At 68.1% G+C, this 17,029-nt stretch carries 8 protein-coding genes; 2 read left to right on the top strand and 6 right to left on the bottom strand.

Going from position 1 to position 17,029, the window contains the following annotated elements; genetic code table 11:
• Positions 1-137: 137 nt before the first annotated feature.
• The 3 genes from mnxG (BLR75_RS01755) to BLR75_RS01745 form a co-directional block, all read right to left on the bottom strand.
• Entirely contained in the window at positions 138-5,882 is a 5,745-nt protein-coding gene (gene mnxG, locus BLR75_RS01755) for a manganese-oxidizing multicopper oxidase MnxG (RefSeq protein WP_084310300.1), read from the bottom strand.
• Positions 5,883-6,240: 358 nt separating this feature from the next.
• Positions 6,241-12,021, bottom strand: a complete 5,781-nt coding sequence (mnxG, locus tag BLR75_RS01750; RefSeq protein WP_084310301.1) for a manganese-oxidizing multicopper oxidase MnxG — start codon at positions 12,019-12,021, stop codon at positions 6,241-6,243.
• Between the two features lie 168 nt (positions 12,022-12,189).
• Complete coding sequence (locus tag BLR75_RS01745) at positions 12,190-12,804, bottom strand: lytic transglycosylase domain-containing protein (protein ID WP_084310302.1); 615 nt, start codon at positions 12,802-12,804, stop codon at positions 12,190-12,192.
• Between the two features lie 194 nt (positions 12,805-12,998).
• On the opposite strand from BLR75_RS01745, the gene gspG reads away from it, so the two are divergent.
• Complete coding sequence (gene gspG / locus BLR75_RS01740) at positions 12,999-13,436, top strand: type II secretion system major pseudopilin GspG (RefSeq protein ID WP_084310303.1); 438 nt, start codon at positions 12,999-13,001, stop codon at positions 13,434-13,436.
• A 14-nt stretch (positions 13,437-13,450) separates the two neighbouring features.
• Positions 13,451-14,641, top strand: coding sequence for a type II secretion system F family protein (locus tag BLR75_RS01735; RefSeq protein ID WP_084310304.1), 1,191 nt, complete (start codon positions 13,451-13,453; stop codon positions 14,639-14,641).
• A gap of 12 nt (positions 14,642-14,653) precedes the next feature.
• On the opposite strand, the gene BLR75_RS01730 is transcribed toward BLR75_RS01735, so the two are convergent.
• The 3 genes from BLR75_RS01730 to BLR75_RS01720 all read right to left on the bottom strand — a co-directional run bounded on the left by BLR75_RS01730 (position 14,654) and on the right by BLR75_RS01720 (position 16,945).
• Positions 14,654-14,899, bottom strand: a complete 246-nt coding sequence (locus BLR75_RS01730) for a DUF2790 domain-containing protein (RefSeq protein ID WP_084310305.1) — start codon at positions 14,897-14,899, stop codon at positions 14,654-14,656.
• A gap of 326 nt (positions 14,900-15,225) precedes the next feature.
• Positions 15,226-15,822, bottom strand: a complete 597-nt coding sequence (locus BLR75_RS01725) for a nucleotidyltransferase domain-containing protein (protein ID WP_084310306.1) — start codon at positions 15,820-15,822, stop codon at positions 15,226-15,228.
• Positions 15,823-16,033: 211 nt separating this feature from the next.
• Entirely contained in the window at positions 16,034-16,945 is a 912-nt protein-coding gene (locus tag BLR75_RS01720) for a LysR family transcriptional regulator (protein ID WP_084310307.1), read from the bottom strand.
• Positions 16,946-17,029 lie beyond the last annotated feature (84 nt).

Here is a 17,029-nt window from a genome sequence, read left to right as displayed (position 1 = left end):
CCCAGGAATGGTGGTGCTTTTGTAGGAGCGAGCTTGCTCGCGATCCGGTGTTTCCCCAGGTGATGGGGTGCCGGTCGAAACCACGGATCGCCAGCAAGCTGGCTCCTACACGTCCTCCGCCCTACGTCGCGGCCACCTCACTGCACCGGTTCGTCGCTCACCCGCAGGATGCCCCACAGCCCCGAGAGGTTGCCGAAACCGGCGTAGTCGCGGAACAGGTAGTCCCCCGGAACCGCGTTGGCGCCCCCGGCACTGGGGAACATCAGGCTGAGGTGGGTGGCCGGCAGGATGCTTTCCTGGGCGCCGATATAGAGCGCCATCGGGTTGAGGCCGAAGCGCGTCGAGCTGACCCCGGTCGGGTACTGCGGATAGCCCTCGACATCCGATTTCTCCGCCTGGAAGGGGTTGGACGCCCACAGGTGGCCGGCGAGCGCGAAGGTGGTGCCACGGTTGCTGCCGGTGGCCATCAGCACATGGGTGCGGAACGGCTGCCCCGGTTTCACCCGCAGGATCGGCGTCACCGGATCGCCGCCCACCAGCGCATTGGCGTAGGCCATGTGCGCGTTGGGCACGTCCGCCAGGCCGAAGCCCTGGGCGCGGCCGAACGGCGCGTCCGGCGCCAGGCCGAAGCGGAACCACATCGGCTCGGTCCGGTAGTTGATCGCCATGTTGGAGTTGTCCTGCGGGTCGGCGGCGATGCCCAGCCCTTCCGCCGCCGAGTTCTGCACCGGGGTTCCGTCGGCCCAGCGCATGTTCAGCGCCTTCTGCCAGACCGTGAGGAAGTCGCGGTACGGCACGCCCGGCGCCGCCGGTTTCACCGTGGCACTGGCCCGCGAGCTGGTGTCCTCGGTCCAGGTGGATGCCTGCGGCATCACGCCGATGGTGCCGGCCAGGCCTTTCTGCGGCTGCTTGATGACGTCGGCCGGAGTCAGGTTGAGGGCGCCGAACTCCACCGGAGTGGCGATGATGTTGTCGACGTTGCGCCCGGCCTGGGTGGCCGGCTTGCCTTCGCGCTCCAGGTGCCCCGCGTAGTACTGGTAGCTGCGGGTCGGATACGCGCCGCTGCTGCCGGCGCGCGGCGGCACGGTCTGCACGTTGTTGCGGCCGACGTTGGCGCCGTCCGACTTGGTCACGTCGTAGGCCAGCAGCTGCGCATGCAGGCCGACGTGGCTGGACGGACGCAGCAGGTTGTTGCCGAAGCTGGTGGCGCCGTGCTGGCCGAAGCGGTCGCGCTTCACCACCGGGTGCAGCGCGGCCATGGTCGGCAGGTCCGGCATCACTGTCGGCAGGCGGTTCTCCAGGGTGATGCTGATGCAGTCGCCGGCGTTCACCCGCAGGGTCAGCGGCTCGATCGGCACGCCCGGCTTGAGCTTGCCGGTGGCCGGGTCGAGGTCCGCCTTGCGCACGTACATGATCGCGGTCGGGTCATGCAGCGGGCCGGAATGACCGCCGATGGTGATCACCTCGCCCTCCTCCGGCTCGACCACGGTCACCTGCGGGATGCTCACCTGGCGCGGGTTGTAGACCAGCGTGCCGCCGTCCGCCTTGAGCGGGCCGCCTACGTGCTGGCCGGTGTACAGCGGGTCGCCGATGGTGAGGTTCAGCGGGTTGCCGAGGATGTCGTTGGCCAGCGCCGCCACCACCTCGAAGTTGCGCTTCACCGTCGGCCGGCTGCCGATGCCGGTGGGGTTCGGCGTGAACCGCGGGCAGATGCCGTCGAACGCGGTGGTGTTGCGCGCCACCAGCGGACGCGGGTTGTTCACCAGCGGCGACAGGTCCGGACGCGGCGTGGCGTAGTTGCGCATCACGCCCCACACGCCGTTCCAGTAGCCCTCCAGCGAGGCATCGATGGAGTACAGGTAGTCGGCGGTCTCGCCCTCCGAGCTGGACAGCATCGCCACCGGGGCGATGAAGCCGAACTGCTCGGAGATGCCGGCCATCTGCGCCGAACGCCAGCCGGAGTTGGAGCTGTTGCCGTAGCCGGTACCCTGGTGCAGCCACTTCACGCCATGCAGGGTGAGGTTGTGTTCCTCCTCGTAGCCACCGGCATTCACCCGCAGGCGCACGTTGTCGCCGGTGTAGGCGCGCAGCATCGGGGTGAACGGATCGCCCGGCTCGTCGCCCAGGTTGATGTGCGGCGGGAACAGCGTGGTGCCGCCGGTGGGGCCGACCGCCGCAGCGATCTCGCTGGGCCGCTTGTTCAGCACGTCGATCTTGCGGTCGGTGCGGCTCTGCAGGGCGTAGGCGAGGTCGCCGGCATAACCGTCGGCCTGCATCCCCGGCTTGCCGTCCGGGCCGGTCTTCAGCGGGTCGTAGACGCGCAGGCCGAGCGGCTCGTTGCGGAAGTTGACGGTGAAGATGCCGGGCGATTCGACATCGATGACCTGCGGGCATGGACGCTGCGGACAGCCGGGTTTCAGCCCGCCCTGCAGTTCCACCACGCCATCGATCAGGGTGCCCTGCTGGTCGCGCACCGGCGGGTTGAGGGCATAGCGGAAGGTCTCGCTGGTCGCCGGGAAGGCGTTGCGGTCGGGGATGCCGCCCGGCCCGGCGCCGACGTACACGCCGGCCTCGTAGGCGTGCTGGAAGTCGGTGAACTCCAGGAAGAACTCGCGGAAGCTGTCGTTCCTGCCGTCGCCGTCCAGGTCGCCAGCGGTGATGGTCGCCTGCCACGAGGTCGGCCCGCCGTCATGCCGGGTGTACAGCGGCTCGCCGGTTTCCGAGTGGGCCCAGGTCGAGCCGGCCGGTTCCGCCAGCACCGTGGCGTAGAGGCCGAGTTGCTGGTGGGTGGACGGGCCGAAGTGGTCGTGGGTGAAGATGTTGCCCAGGCCACGGTCGACGCCACGGGTGTTCACCACCGGGTCGGCGAACCAGCGCTGCATGGCGGTGCGCGCACCCAGCCAGTCGGCCCGGCCATAGTTGCCGAAGAACGGGTGTTCCCTGGCTTTCGGGCAGGTGGCGGACTCGACGCCATCCGCGCACTGGTTGAACTCGCGGATCGCATGGATGCGCTCGACCACGCTGGCCGGGGAAAGCACGCCGTCCTCGTAGTTCCAGCCGTTGGCCGAACCGTCGGCGGAGGTCAGGTCCCATTTCGGCAGGTGGATGTGCTGGCCGATCACGTCGGTCGGGGTGCGCACCTGGTAGTCGTCCATCTCGTAATAGGACGGGATCAGGTTGGTCTGCTGGAGCATCGCGCAGTCGAAGGTGTTCAGGCGCATGACCAGCGGCTCCGGCGCCTTCTGCTTGGTGATGGTCGGCCAGGCGTCTTCCCACAGGGCGATGGTGCGGGTCTGCGGATAGTGGTAGCCGACCTTGTTGAACACCGCGTCGAACTGGATGTTCGCCACCTTGTACACGCGCGGATTGTCGGCGGTGTACTGCGACGAACCGGCGAAGCTCACCGCGGCCAGGCCTTCGCCGCTGTGGAACAGGCCGGCGCCGGCGGCGCTGGTCAGGCGCTTCTGGCGGTCATCCATGCACGGCTCGTAGAACGGCGCGCCGGCCACCGGCGGAGCGCCGTTGGTGCGGAACGCCGCCGGCATGGGCGGCTGCCCCGGCAGCAGCTTGTAGCTGGGATGTTCCAGCTTGGCGTGGAAGGCCATGGCCGCCTGTTCGACATCGGTGCCCTCTTCCGGGAAGAACACCGCGCGGGCGCGCAGCAGCTCCTTGGAGAAGTCCAGCGGCGTGGTGGTGACTGCCGCCTCGCCGCCGGCGGCCACGCCATCCAGCGCATGCCGCGGCAGGCCGCCATCCCAGCCGGCCACCTGGTTCGGGTCGAGGTTGACCCACAGCGGGTTGCCGGAATCGCGCAACTGCTGGGCCTTCTGCGGGGTCAGCATGTCCAGCGGCGGGGTCGGCGCGCGCTGGCCGACGGTGGCTTCCATGCCGCCGATCCAGAACGGGTAGCCGGGGTTCTTCAGGCTGCCGTCGGCGTTGTAGTTCTCCGGGCTGCGGTCGACCTGGGCCAGCGAGCCGATGGCGCCCACTACCGTTTCGCCGTCGCCGCCGTCGTCGTCAGCCACCATGCGCTCGCCGAGCTTCGGCACCACGCTCACCTTGCCCGGCATCGGCGGCAGCGCCTTGCCCGGCAGCGGCACGATGGCCGGAATCGGCGTGCCGGCGATGATCTCGCCATCCGACAGCGCGCGGGCGCCCGGCGCCGGCAGGCCGCTGCGCAGGGCGAACGGGGTGTCGTGGAAGCCGTCCTCGCCCTCCTGGGAAACCGCCAGCCTGGTGCCTTCCTCGAACACGTCGTGCACCCGCCACATGGCCCACATGCCCTGGGCGAAGTGCGGATAGAAGTGGCAGTGGTAGATGGCATCGCCGGACACGCGGTTGCGGTTGCCGGAACCGCCGTTGGCGATCTCGTAGAGATAGGCGGCGCCCGGACCGATGGCCTGGGAGTCGATGTAGTCGGAGTTGTCGTCGTTGGGGTTGTACAGCCACTGGTGGCTGTGCAGGTGGAAGATGTGGTGCTCGTAGCCCTGGTGGGTGTTGTGGATCTTGACGAAATCGCCCAGGTAGCTGTGGTTCACGTTCGACGGCTCGGCCGGGTACAGCACCATGCTGGCCTTGACGCCGGTGGCTTCCGGCGGCGGCGTCTGGCCGGGGGTGAGGTTTTCCAGGCCAACGTTGGCCGGCACGTCCACCAGTTGGGCGATATCCCCCACCGTGTGCGCGCTGAGGAAGAATTCCTCGTAGGCGCAGGACAGGCAGTCGTGCATCGGCCCGACGCCCAGGCGGTTGGCGAGGATTTCCGCGCCGATGCCGCCGGCGCCGTAGTTGATCATGAAGGAGTCGCGGCCGGCCTCCAGCACGTGGCCGAACACCGGGTCGGCCCAGTAGCCGGGAAAGGCCTGGGTGACCGCGTTCTCGTCATGGAACATCACGGCGAAGTCGCGGAAGGGTTCCAGCCGGTTGGGCAGCGCCGGGTTGCGCTTGCCCTTGCTCTCCAGCGGGTAGGTGGACGACGGGAAGCTGCCGTCGGCTTCCGGGCCCATGACGATGGCATCGCTGTCGCTGGCGACGATTTCCGTGCCGTTGACCATGTTGATGATCGGCAGCCCGGCCTTGCCTTCGGCGATCCAAGGCTCGCGGTTCGGGTAGCGCGCCTCGTAGTCGATCACCGGCTGGCCGGCGGCCGTGCGGCCGGTGGTGGCCAGGCGCATTTCTTCCTCGGTGAGGGTGTTGCGGTAGGCGCGGCCCTTCTTCGGCATCACCACCACCTGAGCGAACAGGCCGTTGCCGACGTTGCCGGCGGTGCCCTCGCCGCCGAAGGTCGCTCCCTGGCTGCCGACGGCGAAGGCGCCTTCGCGCTCGGCGTAGAGGGTGTAGCTGCGGCTGTTGCCGGGCGCGACGAGGAAGTTGCCGTTGCGGCCGACGTTGGCGGAGATGTCCTCGATGGAGTTCACCGCCTGCATGCCGTTGGCCAGGAAGCCGACATGCCGGTCGGTGACCTGGTCATCCACCTTGAAGGAGTTCTCGCCCTGGTTTTCCTCCTCCAGCTCGCCTTCCTCTTCCTCGAACTCGTCGTGATCGCTGTTCGGGTTGGCCTGGAACGCCAGCAGGTTGTGCAGGTTCACCTGCAGGCACTCGCCGGCGGCGAGGCGCAGCACCAGCGGGCGCGGACGCTTGTCCGGGCGCAGGCTGACCTTGCCGGGAACCGCCGCGCCGCCGCGGCTGAGCGGCACGCCCTGGTCGTCCACCACGTCGCTGCGCAGGGCGAACATCATGCCGTTGGCGTTCTGCGCACCGAGGCGGTTGAACATCAGCGGCTGGTCGAGCGCGACCACGTTGGCGACCAGCGTGCGCTGGCAACTGGCCGCGGCGGCCTGCGCTTCTTCCGCCTCGCCGGCGGCGAACAGGCAGGCCAGGGCCATGAATCCGGTGCCGCTCCAGCGGGCAGCAGCCTGTCGGTGAATGTTGGTTTGTCGCATCGCATGGCGAATCCCTCCCCTCCCGAAGTAGCGGGATATCACCATGCAATCACCAAGCCATTAAATTGACGCGTTAAAATTCAAATACTTGTGAAATCCGCCATTGAAAAACTGGGGAATCGACGGGTTTATGTCCCCAATTCCGGTATGACACCCCTGTGACAGCCGGCAGCCGCCGCGACCCACGGCCCGGCGGTCTGCCGCACACTCCCCCCTGCCATTGGCCGAAGCTCCCACGAGGTCCCTCCCTGCCTCAATCGTTCCCACGCGGGAGCGTGGGAACCATGGGATTCCCCTGCCCTCACTGCCCCGCCTCATCCGTCACCCGCAATATCCCCCACAGTCCCGAGAGGTTGCCGAACCCCGCATAGTCGCGGAACAGGTAGTCCCCCTTCACCGCGTTGGCGCCCCCGGCGCTGGGGAACATGAAGCTGAAGTGCGCCGCCGGCAGGATGTTCTCCTGCGCGCCGATGTAGGCGGCCAGCGGATTCAGCCCGAAGCGCGTCGAGCCGACGCCGGACTGCGCCAGCGGGAATCCCTCGGCATCGGTCTTCTCCGCCAGGAACGGGCTGGACGACCAGACGTGCCCGGCCAGCTGGAAGGTGGTGCCGCGGCTGCCGCCGCCCGGCAGCAGCAGATGGGTGCGGAACGGCTGCCCCGGTTTCACCCGCAGCACCGGCGTCACCGGGTCGCCGCCCACCAGCGCGTTGCTGTAGGCCATGTAGGCGTTGGGCAGGTCCGCCAGCCCGGAGCCGCCGGCATGGCCGAAGGGCGTGTCCGGCGCCAGGCCGAAGCGGAACCACAGCGGCTCGCTGCGCGAATTGATCGCCATGGCGCCGCTGTCCTGGGTGTCGGCGGGAATGCCGGCGCCCTCGCCGCCGATGTTCTCCACCGGCGCGCCGTCGGCCCAGCGCAGGCCCAGGCTCTTCTGCAACACCAGGGCGAAGTCGCGATAGGCCGGCTCCGGGGCCGGCGGCTGCACCGTGGCGCTGGCCCGCGAGCTGGCGTCCTCGGTCCAGGTCGCGCCGGCCGGCAGCACCACCATCGCCCCGCCGAGGCCCTTCTGCGGCTGCTTGATGAGGTCCGCCGAGGTCAGGTTGAGGGCGCCGAACTCCACCGGGGTGGCGGTGATGTTGTCGACGTTGCGCCCGGCCTGGGCGACCGGCTTGCCTTCGCGCTCCAGGTGGCCGGCGTAGTACTGGTAGCTGCGGGTCGGATACGCGCCGCTGCTGCCGGCCCGCGGCGGCACGGTCTGCACGGCGTTCAGGCCGACGTTGAAGCCATCCGATTTCGTCATGTCGTAGGCCAGCAGCTGCGCGTGCATGCCGACATGGCTGGACGGGCGCATCAGGTTGTTGCCGAAGGTGGTGGAGCCGCGGGCGTCGTAGCGGTCGCGCTTGATCGCGTTCTGCGTCACCGCCATGGTCGCCAGGTCCGGCATGACTTCCGGCAGGCGGTTCTCCAGGGTGACGTTGACGCAGTCGCCGGCATTCACCCGCAGCACCAGCGGCTCGACCGGCACGCCGGGCTTGAGCCTGCCGCTGGCGGGATCGAGGTCGGCCTTGCGCACGTAGAGGATCGCGGTCGGATCGTGCAGCGGGCCGGCGTGACCGCCGATGGTCGATACCGTGCCTTCTTCCGGCTCCACCACAGTGACCTGCGGAATGCTCACCGCGCGCGGGTTGTACACCAGGGTGCCGCCGTCCGCCTTGAGCGGCCCGCCGACGTGCTGGCCGGCGTTCCGCGGATCGCCGATGGCCAGGTTCAGCGGGTTGGGCAGGATGTCGTTGGCCAGCGCCACCACCACCTCGAAGTTGCGCTGCGGCGTCGGCCGGCTGCCGATCCCCGTCGGATTCGGGGACAGCCGCGGGCAGATGCCGCTGAACGCGGTGGTGTTGCGCGCCGCCAGCGGTTTCGGATTGTTCGGCAGCGCCGCCAGGTCGGCGCGCGGGGCGGTGTAGTTGCGCATGATCCCCCAGATGCCGGACCAGTAGCCTTCCAGCGAGGCATCCATGGAGTACAGGTAGTCGGCGGTGTCGCCGGCCGCGCTGGAGAGCATGCTCACCGGCGTGTTGAAGCCCATCTGCTCGGAGATGCCGATCATCTGCGCCGAGCGCCAGCCGGAATTCGGGCTGCTGCCGAAGCCGCTGCCGGAATGCAGCCACTTCACGCCGTGCAGGGTGACGTTGTGGGTTTCCTCGTAGCCGCCGGCGTGCACGCGCAGGCGCACGTTGTCGCCGGTGTAGGTGCGCAGCATCGGCGTGAAGGGGTCGCCGGGCATGTCGCCCTGGTTGATGTGCGGCGGGAAGGTGGTGGTGCCGCCGGTGGGGCCGACCGCATGGGTGATCTCGCCGGGCCGCTTGTTCAGCGCGTCGATCCTGCGGTCGGTGCGGCTCTGCAGGGCGAACGCGAGGTCGCCGGCATAGCCATCGGCCTGCATGCCGGCCTTGCCGTCGGGCGCGGTCTTCAGCGGGTCGTAGATGCGCAGGCCGAGCGGCTCGTTGCGGTAGTTGACCGAGAACATGCCGGGGTCCTCGCCGTCGATGATCTGCGGGCACGGCCGGCTCGGGCAGCCCGGCATCAGGCCGCCGGCGAGGTCGGTGCCGCCGTCGATGAGGCTGCCGGAACCGCCGCGCATGGGCGGGTTGATCGCATAGCGGAAGCTGTCGCCGCCGGCCGGATAGGCCGCCGGGTCGGGCACCCCGTCCGGCCCGGCGCCGACGTACACGCCGGCCTCGTAGGCGTGCTGGAAGTCGGTGTATTCGAGGAAGAACTCGCGGTAGCTGTCGTTCCTGCCGTCGCCGTCGAGGTCGCCGGTGTTGATCAGCGCTTCCCAGGAGGTCGGCCCGCCGTCGTGCCGGGTGTACAGCGGCTCGCCGGTTTCCGCCTGGGCCCAGGTGGAGCCGGCCGGCTCGGCCAGCACGGTGCCGTAGAGGCCGATCTGCTGGTGGGTCGAGGGGCCGAAGTGGTCGTGGGTGAAGATGGTGCCGAGGCCGCGGTCGATGCCGCGGGTATTCACCACCGGGTCGGCGAACCAGCGCTGCATGGCGGTGCGCGCGCCCAGCCAGTCGGCGCGGCCGTAGTGGCTGAAGAACGGATGCGCCCTGGCCTGCGGGCAGTCCGCCGTGCCGTTGCGCGGGTCGTTCGGCTGGCAGGCGTCGTACGCGCGGATGGCGTTGATCCGCTCGACCACGGTGGCCGGGGAAAGCACGCCGTCCTCGTAGTTCCAGCCGTTGCCGGAGCCGTCGGCGGCGGTCAGGTCCCACTTCGGCAGGTGGATGTGCTGGCCGACCACGTCGGTGGGCGTGCGCACCTGGTAGTCGTCCATCTCGTAGTAGGCGGGGATCAGGTTGGTCTGCTGGTACATCACGCAGTCGAAGGTGTCGATGCGCATGACCATCGGCTCGGGCGCCTTCTGCTTGCTGATCACCGGCCAGACGTCCTCCCACAGGGCGATGGCGCGGGACTGCGGGAAGTGGTAGCCGACCTTGTTGAACACCGCGTCGAACTGGATGTCGGCGGCCTTGTACACGCGCGGGTGGTCGGCGGTGAACGGCGAGGCGCCGCTGAAGGTCATGGCGGCGAGGCTTTCGCCGCTGTTGAACAGCCCCGCGCCGGCACTGCTGGTCAGGCGTTTCTGGCGGTCGTCCATGCACGGTTCGTAGAAGGGCGCGCCGGCCACCGGCGGGGCGCCGTTGGTGCGGAACGCCGCCGGGCGGGTCTGGCGGCCGGGCAGGATGGCGTAGCTCGGGTGGTCGAGCCGGGCGTGGTAGGCCATGGCCGCCTGCTCGACGTCGGTGCCCTCCTCCGGCAGGTAGATGGGCCTGGCGCGGGTGATTTCCTTGGTGAAGTCCAGCGGCGAGGTGGTGACCAGCGCTTCGCCGCCGGCGGCGATGCCGTCCAGCGCATGCCGCGGCAGGCCGCCGTCCCAGCCGGCCACCTGGTTCGGGTCGAGGTTGGCCCACAGCGGGTTGCCGGAATCGTGCAGGGCGCGGGCCCTGTCCGGATCGAGCATGTCCAGCGGCGGGGTCGGCGGGCGCTGGCCGACGCTGCTCTCCATGCCGCCGACCCAGAACGGGAAGCCGGGATTCTTCAGGCTGCCGTCGGCGTTGTAGTTCTCCGGGCTGCGGTCGATCTTCGCCAGCGAACCGATGGCGCCCACCACGGTTTCGCTCTCATCGTCGCCAGCCACCAGGCGCTCGCCGAGCTTCGGCACCACCGTCACCTTGCCCGGCATCGGCGGCATGGCCTTGCCCGGCAGCGGGACGATGGCCGGGATCGGCGTGCCGGCGACGATTTCCCCGTCCGGCAACGCCCGCGCCCCCGGCGCCGGCAGGCCGCTGCGCAGGGCGAAGGGCACGCTGTGGAAGCCATCGGCGCCCTGGGCGGAAACCGCCAGCCTGGTGCCTTCCTCGAACACGTCGTGGACCCGCCACATGTTCCACATGCCCTGGGCGAAGTGCGGGTAGAAGTGGCAGTGGTAGATGGCGTCGCCGGCCACGCGGTTGCGGTTGCCCGAGCCGCCGTTGGCGATCTCGTAGGTATAGGAAGCGCCGGGGCCGATGCCCTGGGCGTCCATGTAGTCGGAGTTGTCGTCGTTGGGGTTGTACAGCCACTGGTGGGCGTGCAGGTGGAACACGTGCTGTTCCTTGCCCTGGTGGGTATTGCGGATCTTCACGAAGTCGCCGATGTAGCTGTGGTTGACGTTGGACGGCTCGGACGGGAACAGCGCCATGCTCGCCTTGACGCCAGTGGCTTGCGGCGGCGGCGTCTGCCCCGGCCCGACGTTTTCCAGGCCGACGTTGGCCGGCACGTCCACCTGCATGCCGACGTCGCCCACCGCGCTGGCGCTTAAGAAGAACTCCTCGAAGGCGCAGTCCAGGCAGTCGTGCATCGGCCCGACGCCGAGGCGGTTGGCGACGATCTCCGCGCCGATACCGCCGCTGCCGTAGTTGATCATGAAGCCGTCGCGGCCCGGCTGCAGCACGTGGCCGAACACCGGGTCGGCCCACCAGGCGGGGAACGCCTGGGTCACCACGCCCTCATCCTCGAACAGCGCGGAGAAATCGCGGAAGGCTTCCAGGCGGTTGGGCAGCGCCGGGTTGCGCTTGCCCCTGCTCTCCAGCGGATAGGTCGAGGGCGGGAAGCTGCCGTCGGGCTGCGGGCCCATGACGATGGCGTCGCTGCCGCTGTCGATGATCTCGTTGCCCTCGACCATGGCGAGGATCGGCATCCCGGCCCTGCCTTCGGTGATCCAGGGTTCGCGGTTCGGGTAGCGCGCCTCGTAGTCGATCACCGGCTGGCCGGCCGGCGTGCGGCCGGCGCTGGCCAGGCGCATCTCTTCCTCGGTGACGGCGTTGCGGTAGGTGCGGGCATTCCTCGGCTCGACCACCACCTGGCCGAACAGCCCGTTGCCGGCGTTGCCGGCGCTGCCCTCGCCGCCGAAGGTGGCGCCCTGGCTGCCGACGGCGAAGGCGCCTTCGCGCTCGGCGTAGAGCACGTAGCTGTGGCTGGCGCCGGGTTCGACCAGGTAGTTGCCGTTGCGCCCGACGTTGCTGGCGATGTCGGCGATGGAGCCCACCGCCTGCATGCCGTTGACGTGGAAGCCGACGTGGCGGTCACTGACCTGGTCGTCCTCCTCCACACCCGGCTCCGGCGCCTCGTCCTCTTCCTCCCCTATGCCGCCCTGCCCGTGGCTGCCGTGCGGGTTGGCCTGGTAGGCGAGCAGGTTCTGCAGGTTGACGGTCAGGCAGTCGCCGGCGGCGACGCGCAGCACCAGAGGGCGCGGGCGCTTGTCCGGGCGCAGCGCGACCCGGCCGGGAACCGCCGCGCCGCCGCGGCTCAGCAGCACGCCCTGGTCGTCCACCACGTCGCGGCGCAGGGCGTAGATCATGCCGTTGACGTTCTGCGCGCCGAGGCGGTTGAACATCAGCGGCTGGTCGATGGCGACCACATTGGCCACCAGGTTGCGCTGGCACTGCACCGCCGCCTGCGCCTGGCCGCCGCCCAGCAGCAGCGAGAGGACCGCCAGCCCGGTGCCGCTCCAACCGAAAATCCCCTGCTGCCGACCGCGTTCGCTCATGACGCTCTCCCCCAGGCCTCCAGGGCCGATATGAGCGCCACGTCAATTAGCGTGCCATCCATTCGGAATGGCGGAAGTCGCTGTATTTCAATTTGTTTCCAAACATGTGGAAACTTTCCACTGGGGCAAATCCCCCGATGCGGGGGGCAGCTTTCCCCAATCAGCGGGTCAGAGCGGAGCGTCCGGTTTCAATCCACGCAAGCGCCGATATTCGCCCAGCACGCTGGGCACGTAGCGCTGGGTTTCCGCATAGGGCGGGATCACCCGGCCGCTGCGGGCGACGGCGGTCGGTCCGGCGTTGTAGGCCGCCACCGCCAGGGGAATGTCGTTGTCGAACATCTGCAGCAGGCTCTTCAGGTAGCGCGCGCCGCCCTGGATGTTCGCCGCCGGGTCCCAGACGTCGGCCACGCCCATGTCCCGCGCGGTGTCCGGCATCAGCTGCATCAGCCCGGCGGCGCCCTTGGGCGACAGCGCCGAGGCGTTGTAACGCGATTCGGTACTGATCACGGCATGCAGCAGGGCCGGCGGCAGGTCATTGGCGTCGGCCGCGGCGCTGACGATTTCCGCGTAGGGCCGCTGCTCGGCGGGACGCTTGTCGACGGCGGCTTTCGCCGCCACGCGCACCGGCGGCGGCTCGCGCACCACCCTGATGTAGCTGCGCCCGGGACGCTTGATGTTCGACAGCGTGAGGCTGCCATCGGCGCCCTGCGACACGTAGATGTCCGCGGCGGCCTGGTTGCCGGCGACCAGGGCGAGCAGCAATGCGGCGATGAGTCCACGCATCCCCCGAACCTCCTGTGTTGCGCACTCCGGGGAAATTCCCCACTGCCGAAACACCGAGGCAAGGCCCGTGCCGCCCCTGTATCGCCGGCGTTACAAGCGCTCCACGGCATTTCGACGGGTTCGTGCATGGCTCTTGCAGGGACGGACTATGCTCGGTCATGCAGCATCAGAAAAAAACAGCATTGGAGGCGACCATGAATTACCGCGCACGGTTCGCGCATTCCCGCCAGCGTGCTTTCACCCTGCTTGAACTTCTCGTCGTGCTCGTGGTGCTCGGCCTGCTGGCCGGCATCGTCGCGCCCAAGTACTTCAGCCAACTGGGCCGCTCAGAAGTAAAGGTAGCCCGTGCGCAGGTGGAAAGCCTGGGCAAGGCGCTGGATCTCTACCGCCTCGAACTCGGCCACTACCCTTCCACCGAACAGGGTCTGCAGGCGCTGGTGGTGCGCCCCAATGACGAAGCGAAATGGCAGGGTCCGTACCTGCAGAAAAGCGTACCGAAGGACCCCTGGGGTCGCGACTACCTGTACAAGGCGCCGGGCGACAACGGCGACTACGACCTCAGCTCGCTGGGCAAGGACGGCCAGCCGGGCGGCGATGGCGAGAACGCGGACGTGAACAGCTGGCAGCAGTAGGCGGGGGCATCGGCATGCGCTTTCTCGTGAAGGGTGTCGGAAAGCAGTCCGGGGTGGTGTCGCTGGTGGTCGACGCCAACAGTGCGGCCGACGCCCGGCGCCAGGCCGAGGACCAGGGGGTGCGGGTCCTCGCGCTGCACAACGAACAGCGCTGGTCGCTGGCCAGCCTGCGCGGCAAGGAACAGTTCCCGCTGGTGCTGTTCAGCCAGGAACTGACCACCCTGCTGAACGCCGGCCTGCCGCTGATCGACGCGCTGGAAAGCCTGGCGGAAAAGGAATCCTCGCCAGGCGCGCGCAAGACCCTCGAAGAGCTGGTGCGCCTGCTCTACGAGGGCAAGTCGTTCTCCCAGGCGCTCACCCAGTTCCCGGCGATATTCCCGGCGCTGTACGTGGCGCTGGTGCAGTCCAGCGAGAAGACCGGCGCGGTGGGCGACGCGCTGGGCCGCTACGTGGCCTACCGCAACCGCATGGACGAGGTGCGGCAGAAGATCGTCAGCGCCTCGGTCTACCCGCTGCTGCTGCTGCTCGTCGGCGGCGGCGTGATGCTGTTCCTGATGGGTTACGTGGTGCCGCGCTTCAGCCTGGTATTCGAAGGGCTGGGCTCGAACCTGCCATGGCTGTCGCGGGTGCTGATGAATACCGGGCTGTTCCTCAACGCGCACCAGACCGAAGTGTTCGGCGGCGCCGCGCTGGCCCTGGCGGTGCTCGCCCTGCTCTGGCGCCAGCCACGCTTCCGCGCCCTGCTCGGCCGGCAACTGGAGAGGATCCCGGCGGTGCACCAGCGCCTGCTGATGTACGAACTGGCGCGCTTCTACCGCTCGCTGGGCATCCTGCTGCAGGGCGGCATCCCGATCGTCACCGCCATGGGCATGGTGCGCAATCTGCTGGGCGCAGCCTCCCGCAGCCGCCTCGACCACGCCGCCGCCCGCATCCGCGAGGGCTATGCGCTGTCGCGTGCGCTGGAGGAATACGGCCTGTCCACCCCGGTCTCGCTGCGCATGCTGCGGGCCGGCGAACAGTCGGGAAATCTCGGCAAGATGATGGAACGCACCGCCGACTTCTACGACGAGGAGATCAGCCGCTGGATCGAATGGTTCGTGCGCCTGTTCGAACCGCTGCTGATGGCCTTCATCGGCCTGATCATCGGCGTCATCGTCATCCTGATGTACATCCCGATCTTCGAACTGGCCGGGAGTATCCGCTGAGTACGACGGGACTCAGACGTCGCTGCACATCTCGGTCTGGCGCAGGTATTCGAGGACGTGCACCTGCCCTTTCGAGTCGACGTAGGTCATCTGCGCCGGGCTCACTTCGCAACGGTCGTTGGGCTGCTCGATGCTGATCACATGGTCGATGTCGAGCTGCATGCCGTACTGGTAGACGACTGGGGTTTCGGCAGCGCCGGCAGCCATCCCGTACAGCATCAGCGGCGCAGCCAGCAGGCAGAGTGAAGTGCGTTTCATGGTGGAACCTCCGGTGTTCGGGCCACGAGCGATGCGCCCCGGCCACACCTGCAATCTAGTGTAGGACGCGTCTGACACACAGAGGGGTTTTGGAAAGGGATTGGTGCGCAGGTTGCAATAATCGAGGGTTGCGTTCGGGGATGGCGTTGTATTGATACGTCCCGCAAAGGACGCAGGAGCGTCCGGGATGCATTCCCACGCGCGTGGGAACGATGAACGACGGTGGTGCCGGCTGGCGTAGGGTGGATGAGGCTTTTTTCATCCACCTCCTGCACGGCACGATGGCTCGATCGCTTCCAGCGACAGGCCGAGAAGATTTTCGAGAGTCATCCTTGTGCTCCGATCATGTGGAGTTCGTCCTCGCTACCCAATACGAACAGCCGGGACTTGCCGAGGACATCCCGAACGAACGCCCCCTGCTGAACGACCAGATTCTGCCATTCAGCCACGCTGTAGACCTTGGGGTTGATCTCACGACGCAACTGCGCCTGCAGCGGGTACAGCCGCTCGACCACATCCGCGAAGCCGCAATCGCCGATCAGCATCAGGTCGATATCGCTGCTGGCGGAAGCCTTGCCGCTGGCCATCGAGCCGAACACGAAAGCTGCCTCCACCTGTTCGGCGATCCCCAGCAGCGCTTCCCGCAGGACATCGGCGAGCCCGCTGGTCTTGCGGAGGATGCTCGCCAACTCCTCGAAGACCGGGCATTCCCGGTTCGCCGAATAGAGCAGTTGATTGCCCTGGCGCTCCTTCAGCAACACGCCGGCATCGGCCAGCTTGCCCAGTTCGCGCGTGAGCGTGCCCGGCTGGGTTCCGGTAAGGCGGGAAATCTCCCTCAGGTGATAACGCGCCTCGGGATGCAGCAACAGCAGCCCCAGCACCTTTCGCCGATAATCGCTGAACAACAAGGTCGCCAGAGACATGCCCACTCCAATTTCGTTGCCTTAACAGCAACATTTGTAGCCCAAAAGGCAACAGATGGGGAAGTGATCCATATTGGCGGCGCGATTCATCGGTTCGAACGCATGGGCGATGAACGACGGTGTTGCCGGCTGGCGCAGGGTGGATGAGGCTTTTTTCATCCACCTTCCGCACGGCACGATGCTCGATCGATGGAGCGCGATTCCTACCGAATCAAAGGCTCCGCTCCCGCCAGTGCTCCTTCAGGTATTCGATGAACACCTTCACCTTCCGCGTATTGCGCCGGTGGAACAGGTAGAGCATGTAGACCCACGGCCCGAAGTCGCTGGGTTCGCGCCAGTACTCCGGCATCACCTCCAGCAGTTCCCCGCGCGCCAGGTAGGGCGCGGCGCTCCATTGCGGGATGAACTGCAGCCCCTGGCCGTCCAGCAGGCAGGCAAGGAGGAAGTCGTAGTTGTCGCTGGCCAGGCGCGGGACCGGCTGGGTCAGGCGGATGCGCTGGTCGCCCTGGGTCACCCACCAGAAATGCCGGTTGAGCAGCGGGTGGCGGAAGATCAGCCAGTCGTGCTGCTGGTAGTTCTCCAGGGTCACGTCGCCACCCTTGCGCTGCAGGTAGGCCGGGCTCGCGCAGAGCAGGATGCGGTTCTCCACCAGCGGCTGGGCGATGACGCCGGGCAGGTCGGTGGGACCGTCGCGCAGGGCGAGATCGCAGCCGCCTTCCACCAGGTCGACATAGGTATCGCTCAATTCCACTTCCAGGTTCACCTGCGGATGGTCGCGCATGAAGCGGCAGCACACCCGGGTGAGGAAGGCCGGGCCGAACGACGGCGGCGCGGTGATGTGCAGGCTGCCGCGCAGTTCGTGCTGCAGCTGCTCGACGCCCTCGCTGGCCAGGCGCAGCTGCATCAGCGCCTGACGCGCGCCTTCCAGGTAGAGATGACCGGCTTCGGTCAGCGCCATCCGTCGGGTGGTGCGCTCGAACAGCCGCGCGCCCAGCTCGTCCTCCAGCTGCGCCACGGCCTTGGTCAGGGCGGAAGGCGTCCTCCCCAGTTGCTCGGCGGCGCGGCTGAAATTGCCGTACTCGGCGGTGGCGACGAACATGGTCAGGGCGCTCAGTTTGTCCATCGATCTATTCCTGACAGGCACAGAAGTTGTGCGGGAGATGGCATTCTTCAATCGCCACCGGTTGTTTAGCCTTCGCTACAGACT

The sequence above is a fragment of the Pseudomonas jinjuensis genome (assembly GCF_900103845.1).
Taxonomy (GTDB): Bacteria; Pseudomonadota; Gammaproteobacteria; order Pseudomonadales; family Pseudomonadaceae; genus Pseudomonas; species Pseudomonas jinjuensis.
Note: the sequence above shows the minus strand (reverse complement) of the source record. Positions and strands in the feature narration are given on the sequence as shown.